The 24,132-nt window shown below is 42.0% G+C and carries 27 protein-coding genes; 25 read left to right on the top strand and 2 right to left on the bottom strand.

The window, feature by feature from the left end; translation table 11 throughout:
- Positions 1 to 4: 4 nt before the first annotated feature.
- The 15 genes from BWR56_RS06375 to BWR56_RS06300 all read left to right on the top strand — a co-directional run bounded on the left by BWR56_RS06375 (position 5) and on the right by BWR56_RS06300 (position 11,722).
- Positions 5 to 742 (top strand): acyl-[acyl-carrier-protein] thioesterase, encoded by a 738-nt coding sequence (locus tag BWR56_RS06375; protein WP_049505538.1) that lies wholly within the window; start codon positions 5 to 7, stop codon positions 740 to 742.
- A gap of 10 nt (positions 743 to 752) precedes the next feature.
- The gene (locus tag BWR56_RS06370) at positions 753 to 1,526 is read left to right on the top strand and encodes a TIGR01457 family HAD-type hydrolase (protein ID WP_049479148.1); all 774 of its coding nucleotides are present in this window, start codon (positions 753 to 755) and stop codon (positions 1,524 to 1,526) included.
- The gene (locus BWR56_RS06365; protein WP_049505536.1) at positions 1,516 to 2,133 is read left to right on the top strand and encodes a TIGR01906 family membrane protein; all 618 of its coding nucleotides are present in this window, start codon (positions 1,516 to 1,518) and stop codon (positions 2,131 to 2,133) included. The genes BWR56_RS06370 and BWR56_RS06365 overlap by 11 nt, the downstream gene beginning before the upstream one ends.
- 220 nt (positions 2,134 to 2,353) lie before the next feature.
- Positions 2,354 to 2,755 carry a Spx/MgsR family RNA polymerase-binding regulatory protein gene (locus BWR56_RS06355; RefSeq protein ID WP_000631261.1) on the top strand — a complete coding sequence of 134 codons (402 nt, stop codon included), beginning with the start codon at positions 2,354 to 2,356 and terminating at the stop codon, positions 2,753 to 2,755.
- Positions 2,756 to 3,034: a UPF0223 family protein gene (locus tag BWR56_RS06350; RefSeq protein ID WP_049505535.1), complete on the top strand. Its 279-nt coding sequence runs from the start codon at positions 2,756 to 2,758 to the stop codon at positions 3,032 to 3,034. It begins immediately after the preceding gene.
- Positions 3,024 to 3,797, top strand: a complete 774-nt coding sequence (locus BWR56_RS06345; protein WP_049505534.1) for an inositol monophosphatase family protein — start codon at positions 3,024 to 3,026, stop codon at positions 3,795 to 3,797. Before BWR56_RS06350 ends, BWR56_RS06345 begins: the two co-directional genes overlap by 11 nt.
- Positions 3,798 to 5,102, top strand: coding sequence for an RsmF rRNA methyltransferase first C-terminal domain-containing protein (locus tag BWR56_RS06340; RefSeq protein WP_049505533.1), 1,305 nt, complete (start codon positions 3,798 to 3,800; stop codon positions 5,100 to 5,102).
- Positions 5,103 to 5,312: 210 nt separating this feature from the next.
- A complete protein-coding gene (locus BWR56_RS06335; protein ID WP_049505532.1) occupies positions 5,313 to 6,191 on the top strand; it encodes a phosphate ABC transporter substrate-binding protein PstS in 879 nt (292 codons plus the stop codon).
- Entirely contained in the window at positions 6,191 to 7,108 is a 918-nt protein-coding gene (pstC, locus tag BWR56_RS06330; protein WP_001070950.1) for a phosphate ABC transporter permease subunit PstC, read from the top strand. The genes BWR56_RS06335 and pstC overlap by 1 nt, the downstream gene beginning before the upstream one ends.
- Positions 7,098 to 7,982: a phosphate ABC transporter permease PstA gene (gene pstA, locus BWR56_RS06325; RefSeq protein WP_000543050.1), complete on the top strand. Its 885-nt coding sequence runs from the start codon at positions 7,098 to 7,100 to the stop codon at positions 7,980 to 7,982. The genes pstC and pstA overlap by 11 nt, the downstream gene beginning before the upstream one ends.
- A 10-nt stretch (positions 7,983 to 7,992) precedes the next feature.
- Positions 7,993 to 8,796: a phosphate ABC transporter ATP-binding protein PstB gene (gene pstB, locus BWR56_RS06320; protein ID WP_000049851.1), complete on the top strand. Its 804-nt coding sequence runs from the start codon at positions 7,993 to 7,995 to the stop codon at positions 8,794 to 8,796.
- Between the two features lie 12 nt (positions 8,797 to 8,808).
- The gene (gene pstB / locus BWR56_RS06315) at positions 8,809 to 9,567 is read left to right on the top strand and encodes a phosphate ABC transporter ATP-binding protein PstB (RefSeq protein WP_049505531.1); all 759 of its coding nucleotides are present in this window, start codon (positions 8,809 to 8,811) and stop codon (positions 9,565 to 9,567) included.
- Between the two features lie 11 nt (positions 9,568 to 9,578).
- Positions 9,579 to 10,232, top strand: coding sequence for a phosphate signaling complex protein PhoU (phoU, locus tag BWR56_RS06310; protein WP_000946469.1), 654 nt, complete (start codon positions 9,579 to 9,581; stop codon positions 10,230 to 10,232).
- A gap of 88 nt (positions 10,233 to 10,320) precedes the next feature.
- Complete coding sequence (locus tag BWR56_RS06305; RefSeq protein WP_049505530.1) at positions 10,321 to 10,788, top strand: NUDIX hydrolase; 468 nt, start codon at positions 10,321 to 10,323, stop codon at positions 10,786 to 10,788.
- A gap of 118 nt (positions 10,789 to 10,906) precedes the next feature.
- Positions 10,907 to 11,722, top strand: coding sequence for an ABC transporter substrate-binding protein (locus tag BWR56_RS06300; protein ID WP_049505529.1), 816 nt, complete (start codon positions 10,907 to 10,909; stop codon positions 11,720 to 11,722).
- Positions 11,723 to 11,741: 19 nt separating this feature from the next.
- Here BWR56_RS06300 and BWR56_RS06295 read toward each other — a convergent pair whose 3' ends face one another.
- The gene (locus tag BWR56_RS06295) at positions 11,742 to 13,013 is read right to left on the bottom strand and encodes an aminotransferase-like domain-containing protein (protein WP_049505528.1); all 1,272 of its coding nucleotides are present in this window, start codon (positions 13,011 to 13,013) and stop codon (positions 11,742 to 11,744) included.
- A 144-nt stretch (positions 13,014 to 13,157) separates the two neighbouring features.
- Here BWR56_RS06295 and budA point away from each other — a divergent pair, with 144 nt between their 5' ends.
- The 4 genes from budA (at position 13,158) to BWR56_RS06275 (ending at position 16,810) form a co-directional block, all read left to right on the top strand.
- Positions 13,158 to 13,889, top strand: coding sequence for an acetolactate decarboxylase (gene budA / locus BWR56_RS06290; protein WP_000375405.1), 732 nt, complete (start codon positions 13,158 to 13,160; stop codon positions 13,887 to 13,889).
- A 9-nt stretch (positions 13,890 to 13,898) separates the two neighbouring features.
- Positions 13,899 to 14,651 carry a YhfC family intramembrane metalloprotease gene (locus tag BWR56_RS06285; protein ID WP_049505527.1) on the top strand — a complete coding sequence of 251 codons (753 nt, stop codon included), beginning with the start codon at positions 13,899 to 13,901 and terminating at the stop codon, positions 14,649 to 14,651.
- A gap of 370 nt (positions 14,652 to 15,021) precedes the next feature.
- Positions 15,022 to 15,834: a Cof-type HAD-IIB family hydrolase gene (locus BWR56_RS06280; protein WP_049505526.1), complete on the top strand. Its 813-nt coding sequence runs from the start codon at positions 15,022 to 15,024 to the stop codon at positions 15,832 to 15,834.
- Positions 15,835 to 15,877: 43 nt separating this feature from the next.
- Positions 15,878 to 16,810 (top strand): LacI family DNA-binding transcriptional regulator, encoded by a 933-nt coding sequence (locus tag BWR56_RS06275; RefSeq protein WP_049505525.1) that lies wholly within the window; start codon positions 15,878 to 15,880, stop codon positions 16,808 to 16,810.
- Between the two features lie 24 nt (positions 16,811 to 16,834).
- On the opposite strand, the gene BWR56_RS06270 is transcribed toward BWR56_RS06275, so the two are convergent.
- A complete protein-coding gene (locus BWR56_RS06270; protein WP_049505524.1) occupies positions 16,835 to 18,043 on the bottom strand; it encodes an MFS transporter in 1,209 nt (402 codons plus the stop codon).
- Positions 18,044 to 18,142: 99 nt separating this feature from the next.
- On the opposite strand from BWR56_RS06270, the gene BWR56_RS06265 reads away from it, so the two are divergent.
- From BWR56_RS06265 to BWR56_RS06240, 6 genes are all read left to right on the top strand, one after another.
- Positions 18,143 to 18,964: an AraC family transcriptional regulator gene (locus BWR56_RS06265; RefSeq protein ID WP_049505523.1), complete on the top strand. Its 822-nt coding sequence runs from the start codon at positions 18,143 to 18,145 to the stop codon at positions 18,962 to 18,964.
- Between the two features lie 267 nt (positions 18,965 to 19,231).
- On the top strand, positions 19,232 to 20,137 hold the full coding sequence (murB, locus tag BWR56_RS06260) for a UDP-N-acetylmuramate dehydrogenase (RefSeq protein WP_000111590.1): 906 nt from the start codon (positions 19,232 to 19,234) through the stop codon (positions 20,135 to 20,137).
- Positions 20,138 to 20,296: 159 nt separating this feature from the next.
- A complete protein-coding gene (locus BWR56_RS06255) occupies positions 20,297 to 21,454 on the top strand; it encodes an ABC transporter ATP-binding protein (RefSeq protein WP_049505522.1) in 1,158 nt (385 codons plus the stop codon).
- Positions 21,435 to 22,241, top strand: a complete 807-nt coding sequence (locus BWR56_RS06250) for an ABC transporter permease (RefSeq protein WP_000754114.1) — start codon at positions 21,435 to 21,437, stop codon at positions 22,239 to 22,241. The genes BWR56_RS06255 and BWR56_RS06250 overlap by 20 nt, the downstream gene beginning before the upstream one ends.
- The gene (locus tag BWR56_RS06245; RefSeq protein ID WP_000712716.1) at positions 22,238 to 23,011 is read left to right on the top strand and encodes an ABC transporter permease; all 774 of its coding nucleotides are present in this window, start codon (positions 22,238 to 22,240) and stop codon (positions 23,009 to 23,011) included. The genes BWR56_RS06250 and BWR56_RS06245 overlap by 4 nt, the downstream gene beginning before the upstream one ends.
- Complete coding sequence (locus BWR56_RS06240; RefSeq protein WP_076984674.1) at positions 23,008 to 24,078, top strand: ABC transporter substrate-binding protein; 1,071 nt, start codon at positions 23,008 to 23,010, stop codon at positions 24,076 to 24,078. The genes BWR56_RS06245 and BWR56_RS06240 overlap by 4 nt, the downstream gene beginning before the upstream one ends.
- Positions 24,079 to 24,132: the final 54 nt, after the last annotated feature.

Here is a 24,132-nt window from a genome sequence, read left to right as displayed (position 1 = left end):
AACAATGGGCTTAACTTATCAAATGAAAATGAAAATTCCTTTTGATATGGCGGACATGAACGGTCATATCAAACTTCCAGATGTGATTTTGCTGTCCTTGCAAGTATCCGGTATGCAGTCGATTGAACTGGGAGTTAGCGACAAGGATGTGTTAGATCGTTACAATCTGGTCTGGATTATTACAGACTATGCGATTGACGTGGTTCGCTTGCCTCGCTTTGCTGAAGAGATTACGATTGAAACAGAAGCATTGACTTACAATCGTCTTTTTTGCTACCGCCGTTTCACTATCTATGATGAAGCAGGTAAAGAAATCATTCGCATGGTAGCAACCTTTGTTCTTATGGACAGGGACAGTCGGAAAGTTCATGCTGTCGAACCTGAGATTGTTGCGCCTTACCAGTCTGAATTTGATAAAAAACTCATCCGCGGGCCAAAGTATGCAAATCTAGAAGATCCAATCAGTAAAGACTACCATGTTCGTTTTTACGATTTGGATATGAATGGTCATGTTAATAACAGCAAATACCTGGATTGGATTTTTGAGGTCATGGGAGCAGACTTTTTGACCAAGTATATTCCAAAGAAAATCAATCTCAAATATGTCAAAGAAGTGCGACCAGGTGGCATGATTGCTTCAGCTTATGAACTCAAGGGACTAGAAAGCAAGCATGAGATTATCAGTGATGGGGAGATCAATGCCCAAGCTATGATTACTTGGCAAGAAATTGAAGGCAATTAGAAAGGACGATATGGCTTATAAAGGTTATTTAATTGATTTAGACGGAACCATTTACAAGGGGAAAGACAGAATCCCGGCAGGAGAGGCTTTTGTGCATGAACTGCAAAAGCGTGAAATTCCTTATCTCTTTGTAACCAACAATACAACCCGAACTCCAGAGAGTGTTCAAGAGATGTTGGCTCAGAATTTTAACATTAATACGCCTCTATCAACTGTCTATACAGCGACTTTGGCAACCATCGACTATATGAACGACTTGGGACTGGAAAAGACAGTCTATGTCATCGGAGAAGCTGGGCTCAAGGATGCTATTGAGGCGGCTGGTTATGTCGAAGACAAGGAAAATCCAGCCTATGTGGTCGTTGGACTGGACTGGCAAGTTGACTATGAAAAATTTGCCACAGCAACTCTAGCCATTCAAAAGGGGGCTCACTTTATCGGAACCAACCCTGACCTCAATATCCCGACGGAACGTGGTCTCTTGCCTGGTGCTGGTTCACTAATTACACTTCTTGAAGTAGCAACACGCGTAAAACCAGTTTATATCGGAAAACCAAATGCTATCATTATGGATAAGGCAGTTGAGCACTTGGATTTGAAAAGAGAAGAATTGCTCATGGTCGGGGATAACTACTTGACAGATATCCGAGCAGGGATTGACAATGGTATTCCAACGCTCTTGGTGACGACAGGTTTTACCAAGGCAGAAGAAGTAGCGGACCTGCCAATCGCACCAACTCATGTGGTGTCTAGCCTTGCGGAGTGGAATTTTGATGAGAACTAAACTGACTTTTTGGGGAAGTATGCTCTTTCTCCTTTCCATTTCTATCCTACTGACTATTTATCTGGCATGGATTTTCTATCCTTTGGAAATTGAGTGGCTGAACTTAGCGGATCGAGTCTATCTAAAGCCAGAAACCATTCAGTACAATTTTCATATCTTGATGAATTACCTGACTAATCCCTTTAGTCAGGTCTTAGAGATGTCAGATTTTCGTTCATCAGCTGCAGGTCTACACCACTTTGCGGTGGTGAAGAATCTCTTTCATCTAGTTCAGCTAGTTGCCCTAGTGACACTTCCAAGTTTCTATTTCTTTGTTAAAAAGATTGTAAAAAAGGGTTTTCTCCCCTTATATCGTAAAAGTATTTTAACTCTAGTACTATTGCCCCTTATCATTGGGGTTCTGGGAGTGTTGATTGGGTTTGAGCAATTCTTTACTCTTTTCCATCAGATTCTCTTTGTGGGAGATGATACCTGGCTTTTTGATCCAGCAAAGGATCCCGTTATTTGGATTTTGCCAGAGACTTTCTTTCTCCATGCCTTTTTACTTTTCTTTGCTTTGTATGAAGGAATGTTTGGTTTCCTTCTTGCTAAAGCTTCAAGGAAATAGTGGAAAAAATTCTGTATTTTTAATAAAAAACGAGAGAAGTTGCTCTACTCCCTATTTATTGTTAGGTTATCCTAAAGATAAACTTGCAAAGCAGGAGATTTTTGCAGAAAACAGTCTATTTTCTATGAAAAAATAGGCTTTTTTTCTAAAAATACCTAGTCAAGCGCTTTATTTTTTTGTATAATAGAAATAGCAAGTATAGATAAAAGAAGAGAAAAGCATGATTACACTATTTTTATCACCGAGTTGTACATCATGTCGTAAGGCAAAGGCTTGGTTAGAGACGCATAAAGTGCCCTTTCAAGAGCATAATATTATGACTAGTCCTTTAACAAGAAAAGAATTACAACATATTCTTTCCTTGACCGAAAATGGTACTGATGACATCATTTCAACTCGTTCAAAAATTTTTCAAAAATTGGATATTGATGTAGAGAGTATCTCGGTATCGGAGTTGCTTCAGTTGATTGAGCAATATCCTAGTCTTTTGCGTCGCCCAATTATTATAGATACCAAACGCATGCAGATCGGTTTTAATGAAGATGAGATTCGTGCTTTTCTCCCTCGTAGTTACCGTAAACAAGAATTGAAAGAAGCAACATTGAGAGCTGGTATTGGATAGATGAACAAACAGTATAGTTACCCACTAGATTTGTCGTGGAGCACTGAAGAACTTGCTTCAGTGCTTTCTTTTTTTAATGATGTTGAAGCTGCTTATGAAGATAAGGTTGAAGCAAAAAAACTGCTAGAATCTTACAAGAAATTTAAGTCTGTGGTTCCAAGCAAAAGCGAAGAAAAGCGCTTAGGTCGCGAATTTGAGACGGCTAGCGGTTATTCCTGCTATCATGCAGTTCAATTAGCAAAAGAAAAAAGAGAAGGGAAGATTTCTCTTGGAAACTAAATTTGAATTTGCCAAACAGATTGTGCAGGAAGCTGCTGCCTATATTTTGGCTCACATGAAAGAAGATTTGCAGGTTGAGCGAAAATCTTCACCTACCGACTTGGTGACGCGTTTGGATAAGGAAGTTCAGGATCTCTTGGTTGGTAGAATTTTAGCATCTTATCCAGAAGACTTGATTTGCGCGGAAGAGGGTTGTTTACGTGCTGCAGTCGGTCAAGGTTCCGTTTGGGTGATTGATCCCATTGACGGTACCAATAACTTTATCGCCCAGCAGGAAGATTTTGCCGTGATGTTGGCTTATTTTGAGAATGGTGTTGGCAAATTTGGTGTCATCTATGATGTCATGAAAGGTGATTGTTACCATGGTGGTGGCGCCTTTCCTCCTTGTCGCAATAATGATCCCTTACCGCCTTTTAAAAAGAAACCTCTTCAAGAATTTTTAGTTGCCGGTAACTCAGGTATGTTTGAAAGCAATGAGTGTGGCTTGGCTGATTTGGGTCGAGCAGCGTTGGGAGTCCGTGTTTACGGCAGTGCGGCCATTAGTTTTGCCAAGGTTTTATCGGGTCGACTTCTGACTTACATTACCTACCTGCAGCCATGGGATTACGCTGCGGCCAGTATCTTAGGGGAAAGTCTGGGTTATCGTCTGATTACGGTTTCTGGTGAGCCTGTTGATTTTCAAACACGCCAGCCGGTCATGATGGTGCCAATCGAGATGCAAGAAGAGATTCAGTCTTATATCTACGAAAGGAAAGAGAACTAAATGCAATTTCCAGAAGGATTTGTTGAAAAATATGAAGCGATACTAGAAGAAGAGGCAAGAGACTTTCTTGCCTCTTTTAAACAAGAAGCAGTTTCGGCTTTTCGGGTCAATCCCTTAAAAGAAAGTCAGTTATCGTTTGCAGATGCTATTCCAAATACACTTTGGGGACATTATGGTAAGGTTTCTGGAAAGTCACCAGAGCACGCGACCGGTCTCGTGTATTCGCAAGAGCCTGCAGCCCAAATGGTAGCCCAGGTGGCTCAACCAATTCCTGGCATGAAGGTCTTGGACTTGGCGGCGGCTCCAGGTGGAAAATCCACTCAACTAGCAGCTTATCTGGCTAATCAAGGAGTCCTTGTCTCCAACGAAATTTCAAGCAAGCGTGCTAAAATTTTAGTGGAAAATATGGAGCGATTTGGAGCGACAAACGTTGTCGTGACCAATGAATCTGCTGACCGCTTGGCCAAGGTTTTTAAAGGTTACTTTGATGTGATTATCCTTGATGCACCTTGCTCGGGTGAAGGGATGTTTCGTAAGCAGCCAGAGGCCATGGATTATTGGAGTACCGATTATCCTAGCCAATGTGCTAGTCTCCAAAGAGAAATTTTAGAAGATGCAGTGACCATGCTTGCAGAAGGCGGCCGTTTAGTCTATTCGACCTGTACTTGGGCACCTGAGGAAAATGAAGAAATCGTCCACTGGTTGCTGGATACTTATGAATTTGAATTGCTTCCAGTTGAGCATGTGAACGGTATGGTAGCAGGAATTGACCTTCCTGAAACGGCTCGGATGTATCCTCATCATTTTAAGGGAGAAGGCCAGTTTGTTGCCCACCTGCAGTTTAAGGGACAAAATCCAGCACCTAAATTCAAGGCTAGCAAGAGCAATCTCAGTCGGGAGCAACTGGCTTTGTGGCAAGAATTTGCCCAAAAACACTTACGGGTCAATCTAGCTGGTATCTTGCAAACTTTTGGAGACCAGCTCTATCTCTTGCCAGAGATGCTACCTAATCTAGGGAAACTCAAAATTGCCCGAAATGGGCTCCATCTGGGTACTTTTAAGAAGAAACGCTTCGAACCAAGCTTTGCTCTGGGATTAGCCTTGAAACCAAGCCAAGTAAAACAAAGTGTCGAAATCAATGATAAGGACTTTGTAAAATATGTGGCTGGTGAGACTGTTCAATTGTCTGAAGCTCGACCAAATGGTTGGTACCAAGTTCTGGTTCAAGGAAACGGATTAGGCTTTGCCAAGGTAACGGGAAATGTTTTGAAAAATTATTATCCAAAAGGACTCAGATTCAGGTGAAAAAGCTAGTCAAAGAGCCTATTCTATGTTATAGTGGAAGTATGAGTTTTTTCTGATAGTCTTTCATTATTACTTATATTATACGATGGAATTGTCCGCTCCTAAGAATGACTAGATAAAATAAAGCGGGACAATCATTGATGATAATTGGATGATCAGGACAAACGGAAGAAATCAGAACATTTATCATTATGTTCAAGGAGAATAACAGTGAAAAAAAGAAAAAAGCTCGTCATGTCTCTTGCAGCTCTTTTAATGGCAGGTTCTCTAGCAGGATGTGCTAGCTGGATTGATCGTGGAGAATCCATGACAGCCGTTGGTTCGACTGCTCTTCAGCCTCTTGTCGAAGCGGCAGCAGATGAATTTGGTTCTAGAAACATCGGAAAAACAGTTAATGTTCAAGGTGGTGGATCGGGTACAGGATTATCACAAGTCCAGTCTGGAGCAGTTGACATCGGGAACTCTGACGTCTTTGCAGAGGAAAAAGAAGGAATCGATGCTTCAGCTCTAGTAGACCACAAGGTTGCAGTGGCTGGTCTTGCAGTGATTGTAAACAAGGAAGTGGATGTTGAAAATCTCACAACCGAGCAACTTCGCAAAATCTTTACAGGTGAAGTGACCAACTGGAAAGAATTTGGGGGCAAAGATCTGGCCATTTCAATCATCAACCGAGCAGCAAGTTCTGGTTCACGAGCGACGTTTGATACGGTGGTTATGAATGGCCAAGCGGCAATGCAGAGTCAAGAACAGGATTCTAACGGGATGGTCAAGTCCATTGTATCCCAAACCCCTGGAGCCATTTCTTACCTGGCTTTTGCCTATGTAGATGACTCCGTGAAAAGCATGAAACTGAATGGGTATGAACCTACATCTGAGAATGTAACGACCAACAACTGGCCTTTGTGGTCTTATGAACATATGTACACACTTGGTCAGCCAAATGAGTTAGCTGCTGAATTCCTGAATTTCGTCCTCTCAGATGAAGCCCAAAATGGAATTGTTAAGGGCATGGGCTATATCTCTATCAATGAAATGAAAGTCCAAAAGGATGCTTCAGGTACCGTTACAGCAGTAGAAGGAGGTCAATAATGAATCAAGAAGAATTATCAAAAAAATTACTATCTCCTTCAAAGAACTCTCGCCTTGAGAAGTTTGGTAAAGGTTTGACCTTCACTTGCCTTTCTTTGATTGTTATCATTGTGGCCATGATTTTGATTTTTGTAGCTCAAAAAGGCTTATCGACCTTCTTTGTCAATGGGGTCAACATCTTTGATTTCCTCTTTGGACAAACTTGGAATCCTTCAGGGAAACAATTTGGTGCCCTTCCAATGATTTTGGGTTCCTTTATTGTGACGATTTTATCAGCCCTCATCGCAACACCCTTCGCTATCGGAGCTGCAGTCTTTATGACAGAAGTCTCACCAAAGGGTGCAAAGATTTTGCAACCAGCCATTGAACTTCTCGTCGGTATTCCTTCAGTCGTCTATGGATTTATCGGTTTGCAAGTTGTGGTGCCTTTTGTTCGTAGCATCTTTGGTGGAACTGGTTTTGGGATCTTGTCAGGGATTTTCGTTCTCTTTGTCATGATCCTACCAACTGTAACCTTTATGACAACAGACAGCTTGCGTGCTGTTCCTCGTCATTACCGTGAAGCCAGTTTAGCTATGGGAGCCACTCGTTGGCAAACCATCTGGCGTGTGACCTTGAAAGCAGCACGTTCAGGTATTTTCACTGCAGTGGTCTTTGGGATGGCGCGTGCTTTTGGTGAAGCTCTTGCTATTCAGATGGTTGTCGGAAACTCAGCAGTTATCCCAACCTCGCTAACAACACCAGCTGCGACCTTGACATCTGTATTGACTATGGGTATCGGAAATACCGTCATGGGAACGGTTGATAATAACGTTCTCTGGTCACTGGCCCTAGTCTTGCTCTTGATGAGTTTAGCCTTCAACAGTGTGATTAAATTGATTACGAAAGAAAGAGGAAAGAAAAACTATGCACGCTAAGAAATTAGATAAACTTGCAACAGCTGTCCTCTATACCATCGCGGGTATCATCGTTGCCATCTTGGCATCCTTGATTCTCTATATCTTGGTGAGAGGGTTACCGCATATCTCTTGGTCCTTCTTGACAGGGAAATCTTCCTCTTATCAAGCAGGTGGGGGTATCGGGATTCAGCTCTACAATTCCTTCTTCCTTTTGGTCATTACCTTGATCATTTCTGTTCCGCTGTCTATGGGAGCTGGCGTTTTCCTCGCTGAGTATGCCAAAAAAGGACCTGTGACCAATTTTATTCGTACCTGTATTGAGATTTTGTCTTCTCTACCATCAGTCGTTGTGGGTCTCTTTGGTTACTTGATCTTTGTAGTCCAGTTTGAGTATGGATTTTCAATCATTTCAGGTGCCTTGGCCTTGACGGTCTTTAACCTCCCTCAGATGACTCGAAATGTTGAAGACAGTTTAAAACACGTTCACCATACACAACGTGAGGCTGGTCTGGCCCTTGGAATTTCTCGTTGGGAGACTGTGGTCCATGTCGTCATTCCAGAAGCCCTTCCAGGTATCGTAACGGGTGTTGTCTTGGCATCTGGCCGTATCTTTGGTGAGGCCGCCGCTCTTATCTATACGGCAGGACAATCCGCTCCAGCCCTTGACTGGTCTAACTGGAATATCCTCAGTGTTACCAGCCCTATCTCAATCTTCCGACAAGCAGAAACCTTGGCTGTCCACATCTGGAAGGTCAACAGTGAAGGAACCATTCCTGATGCTACCATTGTATCTGCTGGTTCTGCCGCCGTGCTCCTCATCTTTATCTTGATTTTTAACTTTGGAGCTCGCAAACTCGGAAGCTATTTACACAAGAAATTAACCGCTGCCTAAAGGAGAAGCCATGTCAAAATATAACTGGGATGAAAAGCATATCATCACCTTCCCTGAAGAAAAAGTGGCCCTCTCTACTAAGGATTTACATGTTTACTATGGTAAAAATGAATCCATCAAGGGCATCGATATGCAATTTGAAAAAAATAAAATTACAGCCTTGATTGGCCCTTCTGGATCAGGGAAATCTACTTATCTTCGCAGTCTCAATCGGATGAATGATACCATTGATATTGCCAAGGTCACAGGTCAAATCCTCTACCGAGGGATTGACGTCAACCGTCCAGAAATCAATGTCTATGAGATGCGCAAGCATATCGGAATGGTCTTCCAACGTCCAAATCCATTTGCCAAGTCTATCTATCGCAACATCACTTTTGCTCATGAACGTGCAGGTGTTAAGGACAAGAAAGTACTTGATGAAATTGTAGAAACCTCTTTAAGACAGGCTGCCCTTTGGGACCAGGTCAAAGACGACCTCCACAAATCAGCCTTGATGCTTTCTGGTGGTCAGCAACAACGTCTCTGTATCGCTCGCGCCATTTCTGTCAAGCCAGATATCCTCTTGATGGATGAACCGGCGTCAGCCTTGGATCCGATTGCGACAGCCCAACTGGAAGAAACCATGTTGGAATTGAAGAAGGACTTTACCATCATCATCGTTACCCACAGTATGCAACAGGCTGCGCGTGCAAGTGACTACACTGGATTTTTCTACTTGGGTGATTTGATTGAGTATGATAAGACATCCAATATTTTCCAAAATGCCAAGTTACAGTCAACCAATGACTATGTAACGGGACACTTTGGTTAGAAAGGAAACGGTATGTCAGAAGCGATTTTACAGGTGTCAGACCTGTCCGTTTATTACAATAAAAAGAAGGCCTTGAATAGTGTTTCCCTTTCTTTCCAACCTAAGGAAATAACAGCCTTGATTGGTCCTTCTGGATCAGGAAAGTCTACCCTGCTCAAAGCTATCAACCGCATGGGCGATCTAAATCCTGAAGTGACAACAACGGGATCAGTAGTCTATAATGGTCACAATATCTACAGTCCTCGCACCGATACGGTTGAATTGCGTAAGGAAATCGGTATGGTCTTTCAACAGCCTAATCCTTTCCCTATGTCTATCTACGAAAATGTTGTCTATGGGCTGCGTATCAATGGGGTTAAGGATAAACATGTTTTGGATGAAGCAGTAGAAACGGCCTTGCAACGTGCTTCTATCTGGGATGAAGTAAAGGATCGTTTGCATGATTCAGCCATTGGTCTCTCTGGTGGACAACAACAACGTGTTTGTGTTGCCCGTGTCTTAGCAACCAGTCCGAAAATTATCCTCTTAGATGAACCAACTTCAGCTTTGGATCCTATTTCTGCAGGTAAGATTGAGGAAACCTTGTATGGTCTGAAGGATAAATACACCATGCTCTTGGTAACGCGTTCGATGCAACAAGCCTCACGTATCTCTGATAAAACAGGATTCTTCCTAGATGGGGATTTGATCGAGTTTAACGACACTAAGAAGATGTTCCTAGACCCACAAAACAAGGAAACAGAAGATTATATTACAGGAAAATTTGGATAAGGAGTTGAATGATGTTACGATCTCAATTTGAAGAAGATTTAGAGAAATTGCACAACCAGTTCTATGCTATGGGACAAGAAGTGCTCTCGCAGATCAATCGTACAGTGCGTGCCTTTGTTACGCATGACCGTGATTTGGCAAAAGAAGTCATCGAAGACGATGCAGAAGTAAATGAATATGAAGTGAAGTTGGAAAAGAAATCATTTGAAATGATCGCCCTCCAACAACCTGTTTCTCAAGACCTTCGTACCGTCTTGACCGTTCTCAAGGCAGTGTCAGACGTGGAACGCATGGGAGATCATGCAGTGTCTATCGCTGAGGCGACCATTCGTATGAAGGGGGAGCAACGTATCCCTTCTGTTGAAGAAGAAATCAAAAAGATGGGACGCGACGTGAAAAACTTCGTTGAAGCAGCTCTAGATCTCTATCTCAACGGTTCTGTGGATCAAGCCTACGAAGTAGCGGCGATGGATGAAAAAATCAACCATTACTTTGATAGCATCCGTGATTTGGCTACAGAAGAAATTAGGAAAAATCCTGAAGCTATCGTTACAGGCCGTGATTACTTCCAGGTCATTTCTTTCTTGGAACGTATCGGAGACTACGCAAAAAATATCTGTGAATGGGTTGTTTACTTTGAAACAGGTAAGATTGTTGAATTATAAAGTATTCAAATGATAAAATGATTGTGAAAGCTTACTTTTTAATAGTAAGCTTTCGTTGTATTGATGATTTTTTTATCAGAGGTGAGTAATGGACTACATACAGAATATAAGAAAAAAAGTTGGGAAAGATAAAATTATTTTAAATTTCACCTGTGGGATATTAAATCAATCAGGAAAAATTTTATTACAAAAACGAGCAGATAAAGGAACGTGGGGATTACCAGGTGGTGCTATTGAATTAGGTGAATCGGCTTTAGAAGCTTTAGTGCGAGAGTTTTATGAAGAAACGGGAATCGAAGTGAGAGCGGAAAAACTCTTAAATGTTTATACTAAATATTCAGATAGTTATCCGAATGGTGATGAGGCTCAAGTGCTTACAATTTTGTATTTAGTTTCATCTGAAAATTCTATTTCTACAAATTTTTTTTCAAGTGATGAAACTTTAGAATTAGGATTTTTTGACCATATAGACATACAAAATATTGCGATTGTAAACCAGCAACATCAAGATATGATAAATGATTTTTTTGAAAATAAGTTCCCAATAGATAGATAAACTAATCTCTGAATTTCTATTTTTTGTAACGATATTTTATGAAAATGCAAGAAAAACGTTGACAAGTATTTTCAAATGAGTTATAATTATTCAGAAATAACAGAAAGGTCGTTTATTTATGAAATTTAAGAAATGGATATTAGTTGTTTGTAGCATGCTTGCCAGCATGGTTTTGGTAGCTTGCCAGTCAGGAACAGATAGTTCCCAGTCTGCTGTGGACGCTATTAAACAAAAAGGGAAGCTAGTCGTTGCGACCAGTCCAGACTATGCACCGTTTGAATTCCAAGCCTTGGTAGATGGTAAAAACCAAGTGGTTGGGGCAGATATTGATATGGCTCAAGCGATTGCGGATGAGCTTGGGGTTAAACTTGAAATCTCTAGCATGAGTTTTGACAATGTCTTGACCAGTCTTCAAACTGGAAAGGCTGACTTGGCCATTGCAGGAATTAGTGCTACAGATGAGAGAAAGGAAGTCTTTGACTTTTCAATCCCTTACTATGAAAACAAAATGAGTTTCTTGGTTAGAAAAGCCGATTTAGACAAATACAAGGATCTTACAAGCCTCGCAAGTGCCAATATCGCAGCTCAAAAGGGAACTGTGCCAGAAACCATGGTCAAGGAACAATTGCCAAATGCCCAGTTGACATCCTTGGCCAATATGGGTGAAGCCGTCAATGAATTGCAGGCTGGAAAAGTGGATGCTGTTCATATGGATGAACCAGTTGCTCTTAGCTACGCAGGTAAAAACTCAGATCTTGTCGTTGCATCTGTTAACTTGACAATGAAAGATGGCGAAGCCAATGCCGTTGCTATTAAGAAGAATCAATCAGACTTGAAAGCAGTAGTCGATAAGGTTATCCAAAAACTGAAAGACGACGGAACCTATCAAAACTATCTTGAAAAGGCAGCGAAACTAACAGAAGTTGAGCAATAAGAAAAAGCAGAGTTGGACTTTAATCCAATTCTGCTTTTATGTATTCTAATAGCTCTTCTAGATTTTCAAGAGTGACTTTGGCGAACTGATAAGGACAGGCATCCAAATAAGCCTTCTCAAAAAAGTCTAATTTGAGTGAGCTGTGTTTCAAACTGGCAATCTTAGGATAGTGTCTCAAATCAAGCAAAAGACCATCGTGTAGAGGATAGTGGGGTAAGGGACAGGTGTTTTTTTCAAGTAGCTCCTTAATCTGAGCCTGATAGTTCTCTTGAAGGCTCAATCGAGCCAGTCGATTTTTTTCAAATAACTGGCTATCGATGTAAAGAGAAAGAGCCTTTTGCATGATGAGATTGCTGTCATAGTCCAAGATATTTTTGTAGGAAACAAAGGCCTCTTTTAGGGCATTTGGAAGAATGAGAGCGGTAATACGAAGGGCTGGAAAGAGACTGGTTGAGAAGGACTTGATATAAATGACCCGATCCTCAGTATCCAGATAGTGGAAGGTTTGTCCCTTTTTAGAGTCTAAGTCACCTAGATAATCATCCTCTACGATGTAAACACCATACTGGTTTGCTAGATCCAGAATAGCCCTTTTTTCCTGATCAGAATAGGAATGACCTAGGGGATAGTGGAAGCGAGGAATAGTGTAGAAAAACTTGATCTTCCTAGATTTGAACTGTTCTTCTAGTTCGTCAAGGTTGATGCCATCAATTCGGCGTTCAATGGTCTGGTATGCTAGCCCCTGAGCGACCAAGAGGCGATTCATCCGGTGGTAGGTCGGTTGTTCGACCAAAATCTCCGCTCCCTTGCTCGGAAAGTCAATCTGAGAAAGGATAAAGAGAGCTTGCTGGGTACCAGATGTTAGAACCAGTTGATCGGGTTTACAGTAGAGAGCTTGGTTGAAAAGAAGTTGATGGACAGATTGTCTTAGTTCCTCAAGGCCTTCTTGGTTGTCATAGTAGTTGAAGAGGTAGTTTTCTCGGCCTATCAGGGTTTCGTTGACGCAGAGTCGGAAGTCGTCATAGGCACTGGCATGTTCGTCAGTGACTTCGATTTCCAAGTCTTGGTGCTGTCCTTGTTCTAGAACATAGTAGCCACTTTGGGGTTTGGCATATAGGTATTGTTCATGGCGTAATTCCAGCAGGGCTCGTTGGATAGTGTCCTTGCTACAGTGGAAGTCTTGGCTCAATTGACGGATGGAGGGAAGCCGGCTACCTGTTGGAAATTTTCCTGATTCGATCCCCTTTTTTAGAAAGGAAACGACTACTTGGTATTTACTTTCTTTCTTCATTCCAGACCTCCGTTGATTTTGTTACATTGTACCTTTTTTTTGCCTCCTTTGCAATGGGAAAAGCATTCCCCCTTTCACAACTAGGAGCAAATGTGGTATACTTAGAAAGTATAATGATTCATTGAAAAGAAGATAAGAAAGAGAATGGATAGAAAAGTGCAGGAACCGGTTAAATTATTTCAATACAATACTTTAGGTGCCCTAATGGCAGGTCTCTATGGTGGAACCATGACAGTGGGAGAATTGCTGGAACATGGTGACCTTGGTTTGGGAACCCTTGATTCGATTGATGGGGAGTTGATTGTCCTTGATGGCAAGGCTTATCAAGCCAAGGGGTCTGGTCAAACGCCTGAAATCGTTGAAGTGGCAGCGGATGCTCTTATTCCCTATGCAGCAGTGGTCCCTCATCAGGCAGAAGTGATTTTTCGTCAGCGCTTTGAGATGACGGACAAGGAATTGGAAAAGCGAATTGAGTCCTACTATGATGGGGAAAATCTTTTTCGTTCCATCAAGATTCATGGCGAATTTTCACAAATGCACGTGCGGATGATTCCTAAATCCACACCTGATACCAAGTTTGCTGATGTCGCGACTCACCAACCTGAATATAGCCGTGAAAATGTATCGGGAACCATTGTTGGATTTTGGACACCGGAGATTTTCCATGGAGTGAGTGTTGCAGGCTACCATTTGCATTTTATCTCAGATGACTTGACCTTTGGTGGGCATGTGATGGACTTTGTTATCAAAGAAGGAATGATCGAGGTTGGGGCAGTCGACCAGTTGGACCAACGTTTTCCAGTCCAAGATCGCCAGTATTTATTTGCCAAATTTAACGTTGACGAGATGAAGAAAGATATTGATAAGTCAGAATAGGAGAAAAAGATGACAGTACATATTATCCTTACCATGATCGCTTTGGTTCTCATTCTAGTAAGTGGGACTTGGTATGCCAAAAAACGGTTTAAAATCTCTCTTGCAGTGATGGGCTTGGGGGCAATCGCATTTTTTGTTTCTTCTCAAGTGTTAGAGAAGATGGTTCACCTTCTGATACTCCATCCGCAAAAAGATGGAACCATTCCGCTTATGCAGGAGCAGCCTTTCTTATACGTCCTTTATGGGATCGCTATGGCAGCCCTTTTTGAAGAGACGGCTCGTCTTATCTTTTTTAAATGGTTGGAGAAAAAGAGAAAGCTAGAAGATCGAGATGCTTTGGCTTATGGCTTGGGACATGGAGGTTTGGAGTTGCTCTATCTTGGGATGGGAAGCTTGATCGGTTTGTTGATCCTCTTTTCATTCATCCAGTCTTCAAATACTGATGTAGCCAATCTCCTTCCAAAGACGACACTCGAAATGGTTCAGTCTCTTTCTGTATGGCAGGTTTATTTACTAGGAGTTGAGCGTGTATTGGCTCTAGTTCTCCAAATCGGTCTTTCCATCTGGGTTTACCAAAGTGTTAGCCAAAAGAAATGGCTCTATCTCTTTGTTGCCTATGGATTACATGCCTTGTTTGACTTAGCTCCAGCCTTATCTCAAGTGGGATGGATTGCAAATCCGCTTCTAGTTGAGTTTATTCTTCTCGTAGAGCTTCTAGTCTTTATCTGGCTGACCAAATCTACATTTTGGAAAAAATCATAAAAAGAGGGGTGACCTCTTTTTATTGTTCTCTCTTAACTCTGTTTTTGTCTATTTCTTACTATTTACCACCCGTTGTATTATCTGGAAGACAAGCCTATCTTTCTGTTTAACACCTATTTACCAAGGGACAGCCAGCTTTTCAAGAAATGAAAAACTTGTTTGATAAAATCTTCAATTAAGCCTAGGAGATGCTGTTATCAAGCAAGTCCACATCAACTTTATATATGCTCGAAAAAAATTTAAAAAATTTTTCATTTTCCTCTTGACATGGAACGCGTTCCAGAATGTACAATGGTATCAAAGGTTGGGAATGCGCATTTAAACCGACCTATCACACGCTAGCGGACAAAGAAGAAAAGAGGACAACATTATGACCATCAAACGTATTTTTTCAGATATGGACGGCACCCTTCTCAATTCTGAGGGCCGCGTTTCTAGCGAGAATAGCAAGGCTATCCGCGATGCTCAGATTCCGCTGACTCTGGTTTCTGCTCGAGCTCCAATGGAAATGAGAGAGGCTATCGAAGCACTTCAGCTGACTGGACCTCAAGTAGGTTTTAACGGTGGTTTGATTTATCAGATTGTGGATGGAAAGGTCAAGCCCCTTCATATAGATATTCTCCCTAGAAAGACAGCACAAACTATCTTACAGGCAGTGCGCCAGCATTTTCCACAAATTAGCGTCAGCTATTATGATATGACGAACTGGTATTGTGATAGAATAGATGAAGGGATTCGTCTAGAGTTCAACATCACGCGCCAGGCACCAACACTTACGAACGAGGCTGATTTTCTAGCAGCTAAGGACAATACCTTCAAGATAATGATGATTGCCCTAGATAATGACGAACTATTAGCACTGGAAAAATACTTGCAAGCCCTAGACTTGGGTGAGGTCAGCATTCTCCGATCTGGCCAATATCATCTAGAAATTACCAGCAAAACTGCTAAAAAATCAAAAGGTATTGCTTATATTCTCAAAAAAGAAGGTTTAGATAAGAGCCAGATCGCTGCCTTTGGTGATGGGCACAACGATATCCCAATGTTTGAGATGGTGGGCTATCCAATTGTAATGGGCAATGCCTTTCCTGACATCAAAGAGCTGGATTATAAGGTAACACGCAGCAATGATGAACATGGTGTCGGCTACGGCATCCGTAAATATCTCAAAAAAATCCACTAATCACGTGTTCGGAGGATGTCAATCCTCTTATAGAAAGCAAACAATGACAAATATTCGAAAAATTGCCAAACTGAGTGGCTACTCAGTTTCTAGCGTGTCACGCGTCATCAACAACCATCCTCATGTATCCGAGGAGGCTCGTCAGAAAATCCTGCAAGTCATGGAGGAACTGGACTACCGCCCCAACATTCTAGCTCAGGAGTTAAGTTCAGGTTCGACTCGTCGGGTCGGTGTAGTTATTCCCAACATGACCCTGCCCCCTTATTTTAGTCAGTTACTGAACGGGCTTTTGGACGCTGCTATGGATCATAACTATACCTTGCTCATTCTACCTTCTCGTTATGATATAGACTTGGAAAAATATTATCTGGAGCAGCTTCGAGGAAGGGCCTTTGACAGTCTTATTTTCACCTCTCGCAGTGTAGACTTAGAAACCATTGCTTCCTACGCTAAGTATGGCAATATTGTCTGCTGTGAAGAAGTGCAGGACCCCAATCTGAGTAGCGTTTATGTGAGCCGCACCCATGCTTGCAAGACAGCCTTTAATTGGATTAAAGACCAGGGAAAAAGTAGAATTGCTCTGCTATTTACCCGAAAAGACCTAAAAAGTTCCACCTACCGTCTTACTATGGAAGCCTACAAGGAAGTTTTTGGTGAAAAAAAGGAACCTCTGATTTTGGATGGCATTTCCACGGGAGAGGATGCTTATGAGCAAGGGGATAGCCTACTAGAGCAAGATTTAGACTGTATTTTCAGCAACGGAGATGATGTAGCAACTGGTGTGGTTCGCTATTATCAGGAGAAAAATCTTGCATTACCTTTGCTGATTGGCCAAGAAAAGCAACTGACAGGAGAGGTACTGGGGATTCCTACCATTGATAATAAATCCTACCAACTCGGTCAGGAAAGCTTCAAGCAAGCTCTCTCTGACGAAAAACGGACCATTATCCTTCAATCGGAGTTTATCATACGATGATAAAATAGTCTCAAGCGACAATAGTCACTTGAGACCTATTTTTCTTCTATACAGCATCCGTAAACAAACTATGATGCAGATGCTTAGGCAGACAATCAAGACCAGACGATACGGATCCAGCCCTGAGCTGGAACTAGCTAGGTGCACCAAGTTACCAGAGAGATAAAAGACAAGTACACTAACAAGATAGGCAATCCCCTGATAAATATTCCAAATTGTAAAGGGGCTAGGACTTGCTGCCTGGTGTTTGACTAGAGAAATGTAGAGTCCCCATAGAGCTCCCACAGCCCCATTTAATAACCCCCAACCTATGCTCCAAAAGATTGTATAGGATGCAGCATCGTGGGGAAGAAAGAAGATCAAAAGAATCTCGCATCCCGTTACCAACAGTAAGATTGTGAAAAACAGAGAACGTCTTTTTTCAAAACAAGGACCTGCAAGAGCAAAGGCTAGGACGTTCCCCAGCAAACTCATACTCGAATATAGAGACACGAGGTTGGCGGATAGGTGCAATACCTGTACCATATAGAGGACATTCATCGTTAAGGTTACATATAAAATCAAACTATCCAAAAGTAGGATACGGACATGGTGCCAGAGCTGTTTTTTCAAAACCTGCCAGTCCATCTGCCTTGTTACTTGATGATTTTGAAACAAGCTATAGTCTGTTTGTAACTGTTTCAAAAGGATAAACTGCATGAACAGACTAGCAAGGGCAATCACCAGTAACCAACGATAATGAAGTGCAGTCAGTTCTTTTCCGATGAAAAAGGAAATAAGAAGGGTATAAAAGCTCGTGACTAGCTGAAACAAACCTAGGTAACTGAGAAATTTTGCGCGAACTTTCTCTTCTGTTAATAATAATATTAAGGGGTTCCAAGCCAGACCAAAGCCCAACTCCACGGCTATCTGATATAGAACCAGAAAAAGAGCATAGATAGAAAAAGTCACACTTTCGTAGGGAATCACTACTAATATCCCTAGCAAACACAGCTTAGACAGTATACTCCACCGCATCAGGTCAAGGAGATTTTTCCTCCGCATCAGATGAGACAAGGGAATGCGGACAAGGGCTATAATTGGTAGCATTGTGATAAGCCAGCTATTTTGCAAATCACTAAAACTTAAAATCTGACTCATAAAAAGAATCATGAAGTCACCTGTGATGGTGATGGAAACAATTTGATTACTGAGGTTGAGCCCTACTATACTAGATTGATACGACTTTTTCATTTGTTTTCCTTTCTTGGCCCATTATAAACCAATGCTTATCGCTTTTCTAGGAGTTCATGATGAAGAAATATGCACTTATGTTGCAAGGAGAAAGCATTTATGAAACTATGGCACTATTTTAAAGAAACATCTAAGGAATTTTACCTTGAAGAATGTGGGATTGATGATTATTCTAGCTTTCCGTTTTATGACTATACTGTTTTTCAGGATTTTGTCATCCACTGGATTTGTGAAGGCAAAGGCTACCTGCAAGTTGATGGGCAGACCTATTCTTTGGAGAAAAATGATGGTTTTATCCTAAGAAAAGGCCAAAAAGTACGCTATTGGGCAAATCCAGAAGATCCTTGGACCACCTACTGGCTGGGATTCTCTGGAGACAAATTAAGCGACTATCTCCAAAACACACAAGTTTTTTATGAGTCTGTTTGCCATTTCGATAGTTATTTTAAAAGCAGGGAAATCATTCAGGACATCTGTCACAAAACTGCAGAAAATAGGCAAAAAGAAAGCTGGTACCAGATGCAAATTTATACCTTCCTTTACTACTTGCAGGAAGAATTTCCAGCAGAAATACCGCTGAATGTCGCTCAACTCCCTGTTGAAAAAGCTGCACAGATTTTACTACAACACTACCAACAAGATATCTCTATTCAAAACTTGGCATCCCAGGTCGGACTCAGTCGTAGTACTTTGTTTCGTCAGTTTAAGAAACTTTACCATAAATCTCCTCAGCAATTTCTCCTTGAAACACGCCTGCTAAAGGCAAGAACACTCTTAACTGACACCAATCTATCTATAAAAGAAATTACCTTGGAAGTCGGCTATCAGGACCAACTAGTCTTTTCAAAAGCCTTTAAGAACTTTTTCTCTGTGAGTCCTAAATTTTACCGCCAAAGCTGGAAAAAGTCCCCGCTTGATTAGCATCCATCTCAGCATTTGCTTTAGAAGGGTCTTATTGATTGCTTCAAGTGTAGATAGATTCAATATAAAAAAATTTTGAAAACAGCATCCTGAAAGTTAGATATCATTCATCTAACTCTTGGGCTGTTTTTCTATAGTCCCCATTCACGTCAACATCTGTATCCATCATTTGAAAAACAAGAGTTGAATTATCAATAGTCATTTTGAGGTCGTCAAATGTCTCTAAAAATGGTATAATGGAATGAATTTTGAAAAAGGAAGAGTGACATGTCAGTAAAAGAAAAAATGCTTGAAATCCTAGAAGGAATCGATATTCGTTTTAAGGAACCTTTGAAGACCTATACCTATACCAAGGTTGGAGGTCGAGCAGATTATCTAGTTTTGCCACGCAATCGCTATGAGATGGCCCGTGTCGTCCAATTTGCCAATCAAGAGAATATTCCTTGGATGGTGCTAGGAAATGCCAGCAATATCATCGTGCGTGAAGGTGGAATCCGTGGTTTTGTCATCTTATGCGATAAGCTTAATAACGTTTCAGTTGATGGTTACACTATTGAAGCAGAAGCTGGAGCGAACTTGATCGAAACGACACGTATTGCTCTCCGTCATAGTTTGACTGGTTTTGAGTTTGCTTGTGGGATTCCTGGAAGCATCGGTGGAGCTGTCTTTATGAATGCGGGTGCCTATGGAGGAGAGATTGCTCATATCTTGCAGTCTTGTCAAATTTTGACCAAGGAAGGGGAAATCGAGACCTTATCTGCCAAGGATTTGGCTTTTGGTTACCGCCATTCAGCTATTCAGGATTCTGGAGCTGTTGTTTTGTCAGCTAAATTTGCCCTAGCTCCAGGGAATCATCAGGTTATCAAGCAAGAAATGGACCGCTTGACGCACCTACGTGAACTCAAACAACCTCTAGAATACCCATCATGTGGGTCAGTCTTTAAGCGTCCAGTTGGGCATTTTGCAGGACAGTTGATTTCAGAGGCTGGCTTGAAAGGCTATCGTATCGGTGGTGTGGAAGTATCTGAAAAGCACGCTGGTTTCATGATCAATGTTGCTGACGGAACGGCCAAAGACTATGAAGACTTGATCCAATCTGTTATCGAAAAAGTCAAGGAACACTCAGGTGTCACTCTTGAAAGAGAAGTCCGAATCTTGGGTGAGAAGGAATAAGGTTGGGGTAGAAAAGTTGCTACTATAACCATTGTAAAGGGGGTGAAAGCCTATCGTGAGTGAAGATGTATGTAGGCAGTTTAATCTCCTACACGAGGTGGTAGCGGCCTGACAGAGCCCTGATCTGTTAATTTATGAAAAAGAAGGAATTTATGACAATTGAAAAAACCAATTATTGAATTCAAAAACGTCTCTAAAGTTTTTGAAGACAGCAACACCAAGGTTCTCAAAGACATCAACTTTGAGTTGGAAGAAGGGAAATTTTACACTCTTTTGGGCGCATCTGGTTCAGGAAAATCAACCATTCTAAATATCATTGCAGGTTTACTGGATGCGACGACAGGGGATATTTTACTGGATGGGGTGCGGATCAACGATATCCCAACCAACAAACGAGATGTTCATACAGTCTTCCAATCCTATGCCTTGTTTCCACATATGAATGTGTTTGAAAATGTTGCCTTTCCACTCCGCTTGCGTAAGGTCGATAAGAAAGAAATCGAAAAACGTGTGCTAGAAGTTCTCAAAATGGTACAGTTGGAAGGTTTCGAGAAACGTTCCATTCGTAAGCTTTCGGGAGGACAACGTCAACGTGTGGCGATTGCGCGTGCGATTATCAACCAACCACGTGTGGTCCTCTTGGATGAACCTCTGTCAGCCCTTGACCTGAAGTTGCGAACCGACATGCAGTACGAATTGCGTGAATTGCAACAACGATTGGGTATTACCTTTGTTTTCGTTACCCACGATCAGGAAGAAGCCCTTGCTATGAGTGACTGGATTTTCGTTATGAATGATGGCGAGATTGTCCAGTCTGGAACACCAGTGGACATCTATGATGAGCCAATCAACCACTTTGTTGCCACCTTTATCGGTGAGTCCAACATCTTGCCAGGAACCATGATTGAGGACTACTTGGTCGAGTTTAACGGCAAACGCTTTGAAGCGGTCGATGGTGGGATGAAGCCAAATGAGCCTGTCGAGATTGTCATTCGTCCAGAGGACTTGCGCATTACCCTTCCTGAAGAAGGCAAGCTCCAAGTTAAAGTTGATACCCAGCTTTTCCGTGGGGTTCACTATGAGATCATCGCCTATGACGAACTCGGAAACGAATGGATGATTCACTCGACTCGTAAGGCCATCGTTGGCGAGGAAATCGGTCTGGACTTTGAACCAGAAGATATCCACATCATGCGTCTCAACGAAACCGAAGAAGAGTTCGATGCTCGTATCGAAGAATACGTAGAAATCGAAGAGCAAGAAGCAGGTTTGATTAACGCGATCGAGGAGGAAAGAGATGAAGAAAACAACCTCTAAACTCTTTGTAGTGCCCTACATGCTTTGGATTGCCCTCTTTGTCCTCGCACCCTTAGTCTTGATTTTCGGTCAATCCTTTTTCAACATTGAAGGGCAGTTTAGTTTAGAAAACTATAAATCCTACTTTGCGTCACAAAACTTGACCTATCTTAAAATGAGCTTCAACTCTGTGCTTTATGCAGGGATTGTCACCTTGGTAACACTGCTCATCAGCTATCCAACAGCCCTCTTTTTGACTCGTCTCAAGCACCGTCAACTCTGGCTTATGCTGATTATCTTGCCAACCTGGATCAATCTGCTCCTTAAGGCCTATGCCTTTATCGGGATTTTTGGTCAAAATGGCTCTATTAATCAATTTTTGGAATTTATCGGAATCGGTTCGCAACAGTTGCTCTTTACCGATTTCTCCTTTATCTTTGTCGCAAGCTACATCGAGCTTCCCTTTATGATTTTACCGATTTTCAATGTCTTGGATGACATGGATAACAATCTCATCAATGCCAGCTACGACCTCGGTGCGACCAAGTGGGAAACGTTCCGTCATGTTATCTTTCCTCTATCAATGAATGGAGTGAGAAGTGGGGTTCAGTCTGTCTTTATCCCCAGCTTGAGTCTCTTCATGCTGACACGTTTGATTGGTGGGAACCGCGTTATCACGCTGGGAACGGCTATTGAGCAGAACTTCCTGACCAATGACAACTACGGTATGGGTTCTACCATCGGTGTGATCCTCATCCTGACCATGTTCATCACCATGTGGGTGACCAAGGAAAGGAGAGAACGATGAAAAAATTTGCCAATCTCTACCTAGCCTTTGTCTTTATCATCCTTTATTTGCCGATTTTTTACCTGATTGGTTACGCCTTTAACGCAGGGGATGATATGAACAGCTTTACAGGATTTAGTCTGAGCCATTTTAAAACCATGTTTGGTGATGGTCGCCTCATGTTGATCCTCACCCAGACATTTTTCTTGGCCTTTCTATCAGCCTTGATTGCGACCATTATCGGGACTTTCGGTGCTATCTATATCTACCAGTCTCGTAAGAAATACCAAGAAGCCTTTTTATCACTCAATAATATCCTCATGGTTGCGCCTGACGTTATGATTGGTGCCAGCTTCTTGATTCTCTTTACCCAGCTTAAGTTTTCACTTGGCTTTTTGACTGTTCTATCTAGTCACGTGGCCTTTTCCATCCCTATCGTGGTCTTGATGGTCTTGCCTCGTCTTAAGGAGATGAATGATGACATGATTCATGCGGCCTATGACTTGGGTGCCAGCCAGTTTCAGATGTTTAAGGAAATCATGCTACCGTACCTGACACCGTCTATCATTGCAGGTTATTTCATGGCCTTCACCTATTCGCTGGATGACTTTGCCGTGACCTTCTTTGTAACAGGAAATGGCTTTTCTACCCTATCCGTTGAGATCTACTCTCGTGCTCGTAAGGGAATTTCGCTAGAAATCAATGCCCTGTCTGCCCTTGTCTTTCTCTTTAGTATTATCCTAGTGGTTGGATATTACTTTATTTCACGTGAGAAGGAGGAGCAAGCATGAAAAAACTCTATTCATTTTTAGCAGGAATTGCAGCAATTATCCTTGTCTTGTGGGGAATTGCGACTCATCTAGACAGTAAAATCAATAGCCGAGACAGTCAAAAACTGGTTATTTACAACTGGGGGGACTATATCGATCCAGACCTCTTGGAGAAATTTACAGAAGAAACAGGAATCCAAGTACAGTATGAGACCTTTGATTCTAACGAAGCCATGTATACCAAAATCAAGCAGGGTGGAACGACCTATGATATTGCCATCCCAAGTGAATACATGATCAACAAGATGAAGGACGAAGACCTCTTAGTTCCGCTTGATTATTCAAAAATTGAAGGAATCGAAAATATCGGACCTGAGTTCCTCAACCAGTCATTTGACCCGGGCAACAAATTCTCCATCCCGTACTTCTGGGGAACCTTGGGAATTGTTTACAATGAAACCATGGTAGAGGAGGCACCTGAGCATTGGGATGACCTCTGGAAACCAGAATACAAGGATTCCATCATGCTCTTTGATGGGGCGCGTGAGGTGCTGGGACTCGGGCTTAACTCACTCGGTTACAGTCTCAACTCCAAGGATCCTCAGCAGCTGGAAGAGACAGTGGATAAGCTCTACAAACTGACTCCAAATATCAAGGCCATTGTGGCGGACGAGATGAAGGGTTACATGATTCAGAACAACGCTGCTATCGGTGTGACTTTCTCTGGGGAAGCTAGGCAGATGTTGGAGAAAAATCCTAACCTCAAGTATGTCGTTCCGACTGAGGCCAGCAATCTCTGGTTTGATAACATGGTCATTCCAAAAACTGTGAAAAACCAAGATGCAGCCTATGCCTTTATCAATTTTATGTTGAAACCCGAAAATGCTCTGAAAAATGCGGAGTATGTGGGCTACTCAACACCAAACCTACCAGCCAAGGAAATGCTCCCAGAGGAGACTCGTGAGGACAAATCCTTCTATCCAGACGCTGATACCATGAAACACCTAGAAGTTTATGAGAAATTTGACCATAAATGGACAGGAAAATACAGCGACCTCTTCCTCCAGTTTAAAATGTATCGGAAGTAGGAGTTAGCAGTTATGAAACGAATCAGTTAAGCTGGTTCGTTTTTTGTATTAAAA

It is taken from the genome of Streptococcus oralis, assembly GCF_001983955.1.
GTDB classification, from domain to species: Bacteria; Bacillota; Bacilli; order Lactobacillales; family Streptococcaceae; genus Streptococcus; species Streptococcus jiangnanensis.
The sequence above is the reverse complement of the archived record's forward strand: the minus strand, read 5'-3'. Positions and strand labels throughout refer to the sequence as shown.

What these genes read in the sequence shown, in the direction of transcription:
- BWR56_RS06375 (WP_049505538.1), top strand. Translation starts at nt 5, where the DNA reads ATGGGCTTAACTTATCAAATGAAAATGAAAATTCCTTTTGATATGGCG.
- BWR56_RS06370 (WP_049479148.1), top strand. Translation starts at nt 753, where the DNA reads ATGGCTTATAAAGGTTATTTAATTGATTTAGACGGAACCATTTACAAG.
- BWR56_RS06365 (WP_049505536.1), top strand. Translation starts at nt 1,516, where the DNA reads ATGAGAACTAAACTGACTTTTTGGGGAAGTATGCTCTTTCTCCTTTCC.
- BWR56_RS06355 (WP_000631261.1), top strand. Translation starts at nt 2,354, where the DNA reads ATGATTACACTATTTTTATCACCGAGTTGTACATCATGTCGTAAGGCA.
- BWR56_RS06350 (WP_049505535.1), top strand. Translation starts at nt 2,756, where the DNA reads ATGAACAAACAGTATAGTTACCCACTAGATTTGTCGTGGAGCACTGAA.
- BWR56_RS06340 (WP_049505533.1), top strand. Translation starts at nt 3,798, where the DNA reads ATGCAATTTCCAGAAGGATTTGTTGAAAAATATGAAGCGATACTAGAA.
- pstC (WP_001070950.1), top strand. Translation starts at nt 6,191, where the DNA reads ATGAATCAAGAAGAATTATCAAAAAAATTACTATCTCCTTCAAAGAAC.
- pstA (WP_000543050.1), top strand. Translation starts at nt 7,098, where the DNA reads ATGCACGCTAAGAAATTAGATAAACTTGCAACAGCTGTCCTCTATACC.
- pstB (WP_000049851.1), top strand. Translation starts at nt 7,993, where the DNA reads ATGTCAAAATATAACTGGGATGAAAAGCATATCATCACCTTCCCTGAA.
- pstB (WP_049505531.1), top strand. Translation starts at nt 8,809, where the DNA reads ATGTCAGAAGCGATTTTACAGGTGTCAGACCTGTCCGTTTATTACAAT.
- phoU (WP_000946469.1), top strand. Translation starts at nt 9,579, where the DNA reads ATGTTACGATCTCAATTTGAAGAAGATTTAGAGAAATTGCACAACCAG.
- BWR56_RS06305 (WP_049505530.1), top strand. Translation starts at nt 10,321, where the DNA reads ATGGACTACATACAGAATATAAGAAAAAAAGTTGGGAAAGATAAAATT.
- BWR56_RS06300 (WP_049505529.1), top strand. Translation starts at nt 10,907, where the DNA reads ATGAAATTTAAGAAATGGATATTAGTTGTTTGTAGCATGCTTGCCAGC.
- BWR56_RS06295 (WP_049505528.1), bottom strand. Translation starts at nt 13,013, where the DNA reads ATGAAGAAAGAAAGTAAATACCAAGTAGTCGTTTCCTTTCTAAAAAAG.
- budA (WP_000375405.1), top strand. Translation starts at nt 13,158, where the DNA reads ATGGATAGAAAAGTGCAGGAACCGGTTAAATTATTTCAATACAATACT.
- BWR56_RS06285 (WP_049505527.1), top strand. Translation starts at nt 13,899, where the DNA reads ATGACAGTACATATTATCCTTACCATGATCGCTTTGGTTCTCATTCTA.
- BWR56_RS06280 (WP_049505526.1), top strand. Translation starts at nt 15,022, where the DNA reads ATGACCATCAAACGTATTTTTTCAGATATGGACGGCACCCTTCTCAAT.
- BWR56_RS06275 (WP_049505525.1), top strand. Translation starts at nt 15,878, where the DNA reads ATGACAAATATTCGAAAAATTGCCAAACTGAGTGGCTACTCAGTTTCT.
- BWR56_RS06270 (WP_049505524.1), bottom strand. Translation starts at nt 18,043, where the DNA reads ATGAAAAAGTCGTATCAATCTAGTATAGTAGGGCTCAACCTCAGTAAT.
- BWR56_RS06265 (WP_049505523.1), top strand. Translation starts at nt 18,143, where the DNA reads ATGAAACTATGGCACTATTTTAAAGAAACATCTAAGGAATTTTACCTT.
- murB (WP_000111590.1), top strand. Translation starts at nt 19,232, where the DNA reads ATGTCAGTAAAAGAAAAAATGCTTGAAATCCTAGAAGGAATCGATATT.
- BWR56_RS06250 (WP_000754114.1), top strand. Translation starts at nt 21,435, where the DNA reads ATGAAGAAAACAACCTCTAAACTCTTTGTAGTGCCCTACATGCTTTGG.
- BWR56_RS06245 (WP_000712716.1), top strand. Translation starts at nt 22,238, where the DNA reads ATGAAAAAATTTGCCAATCTCTACCTAGCCTTTGTCTTTATCATCCTT.
- BWR56_RS06240 (WP_076984674.1), top strand. Translation starts at nt 23,008, where the DNA reads ATGAAAAAACTCTATTCATTTTTAGCAGGAATTGCAGCAATTATCCTT.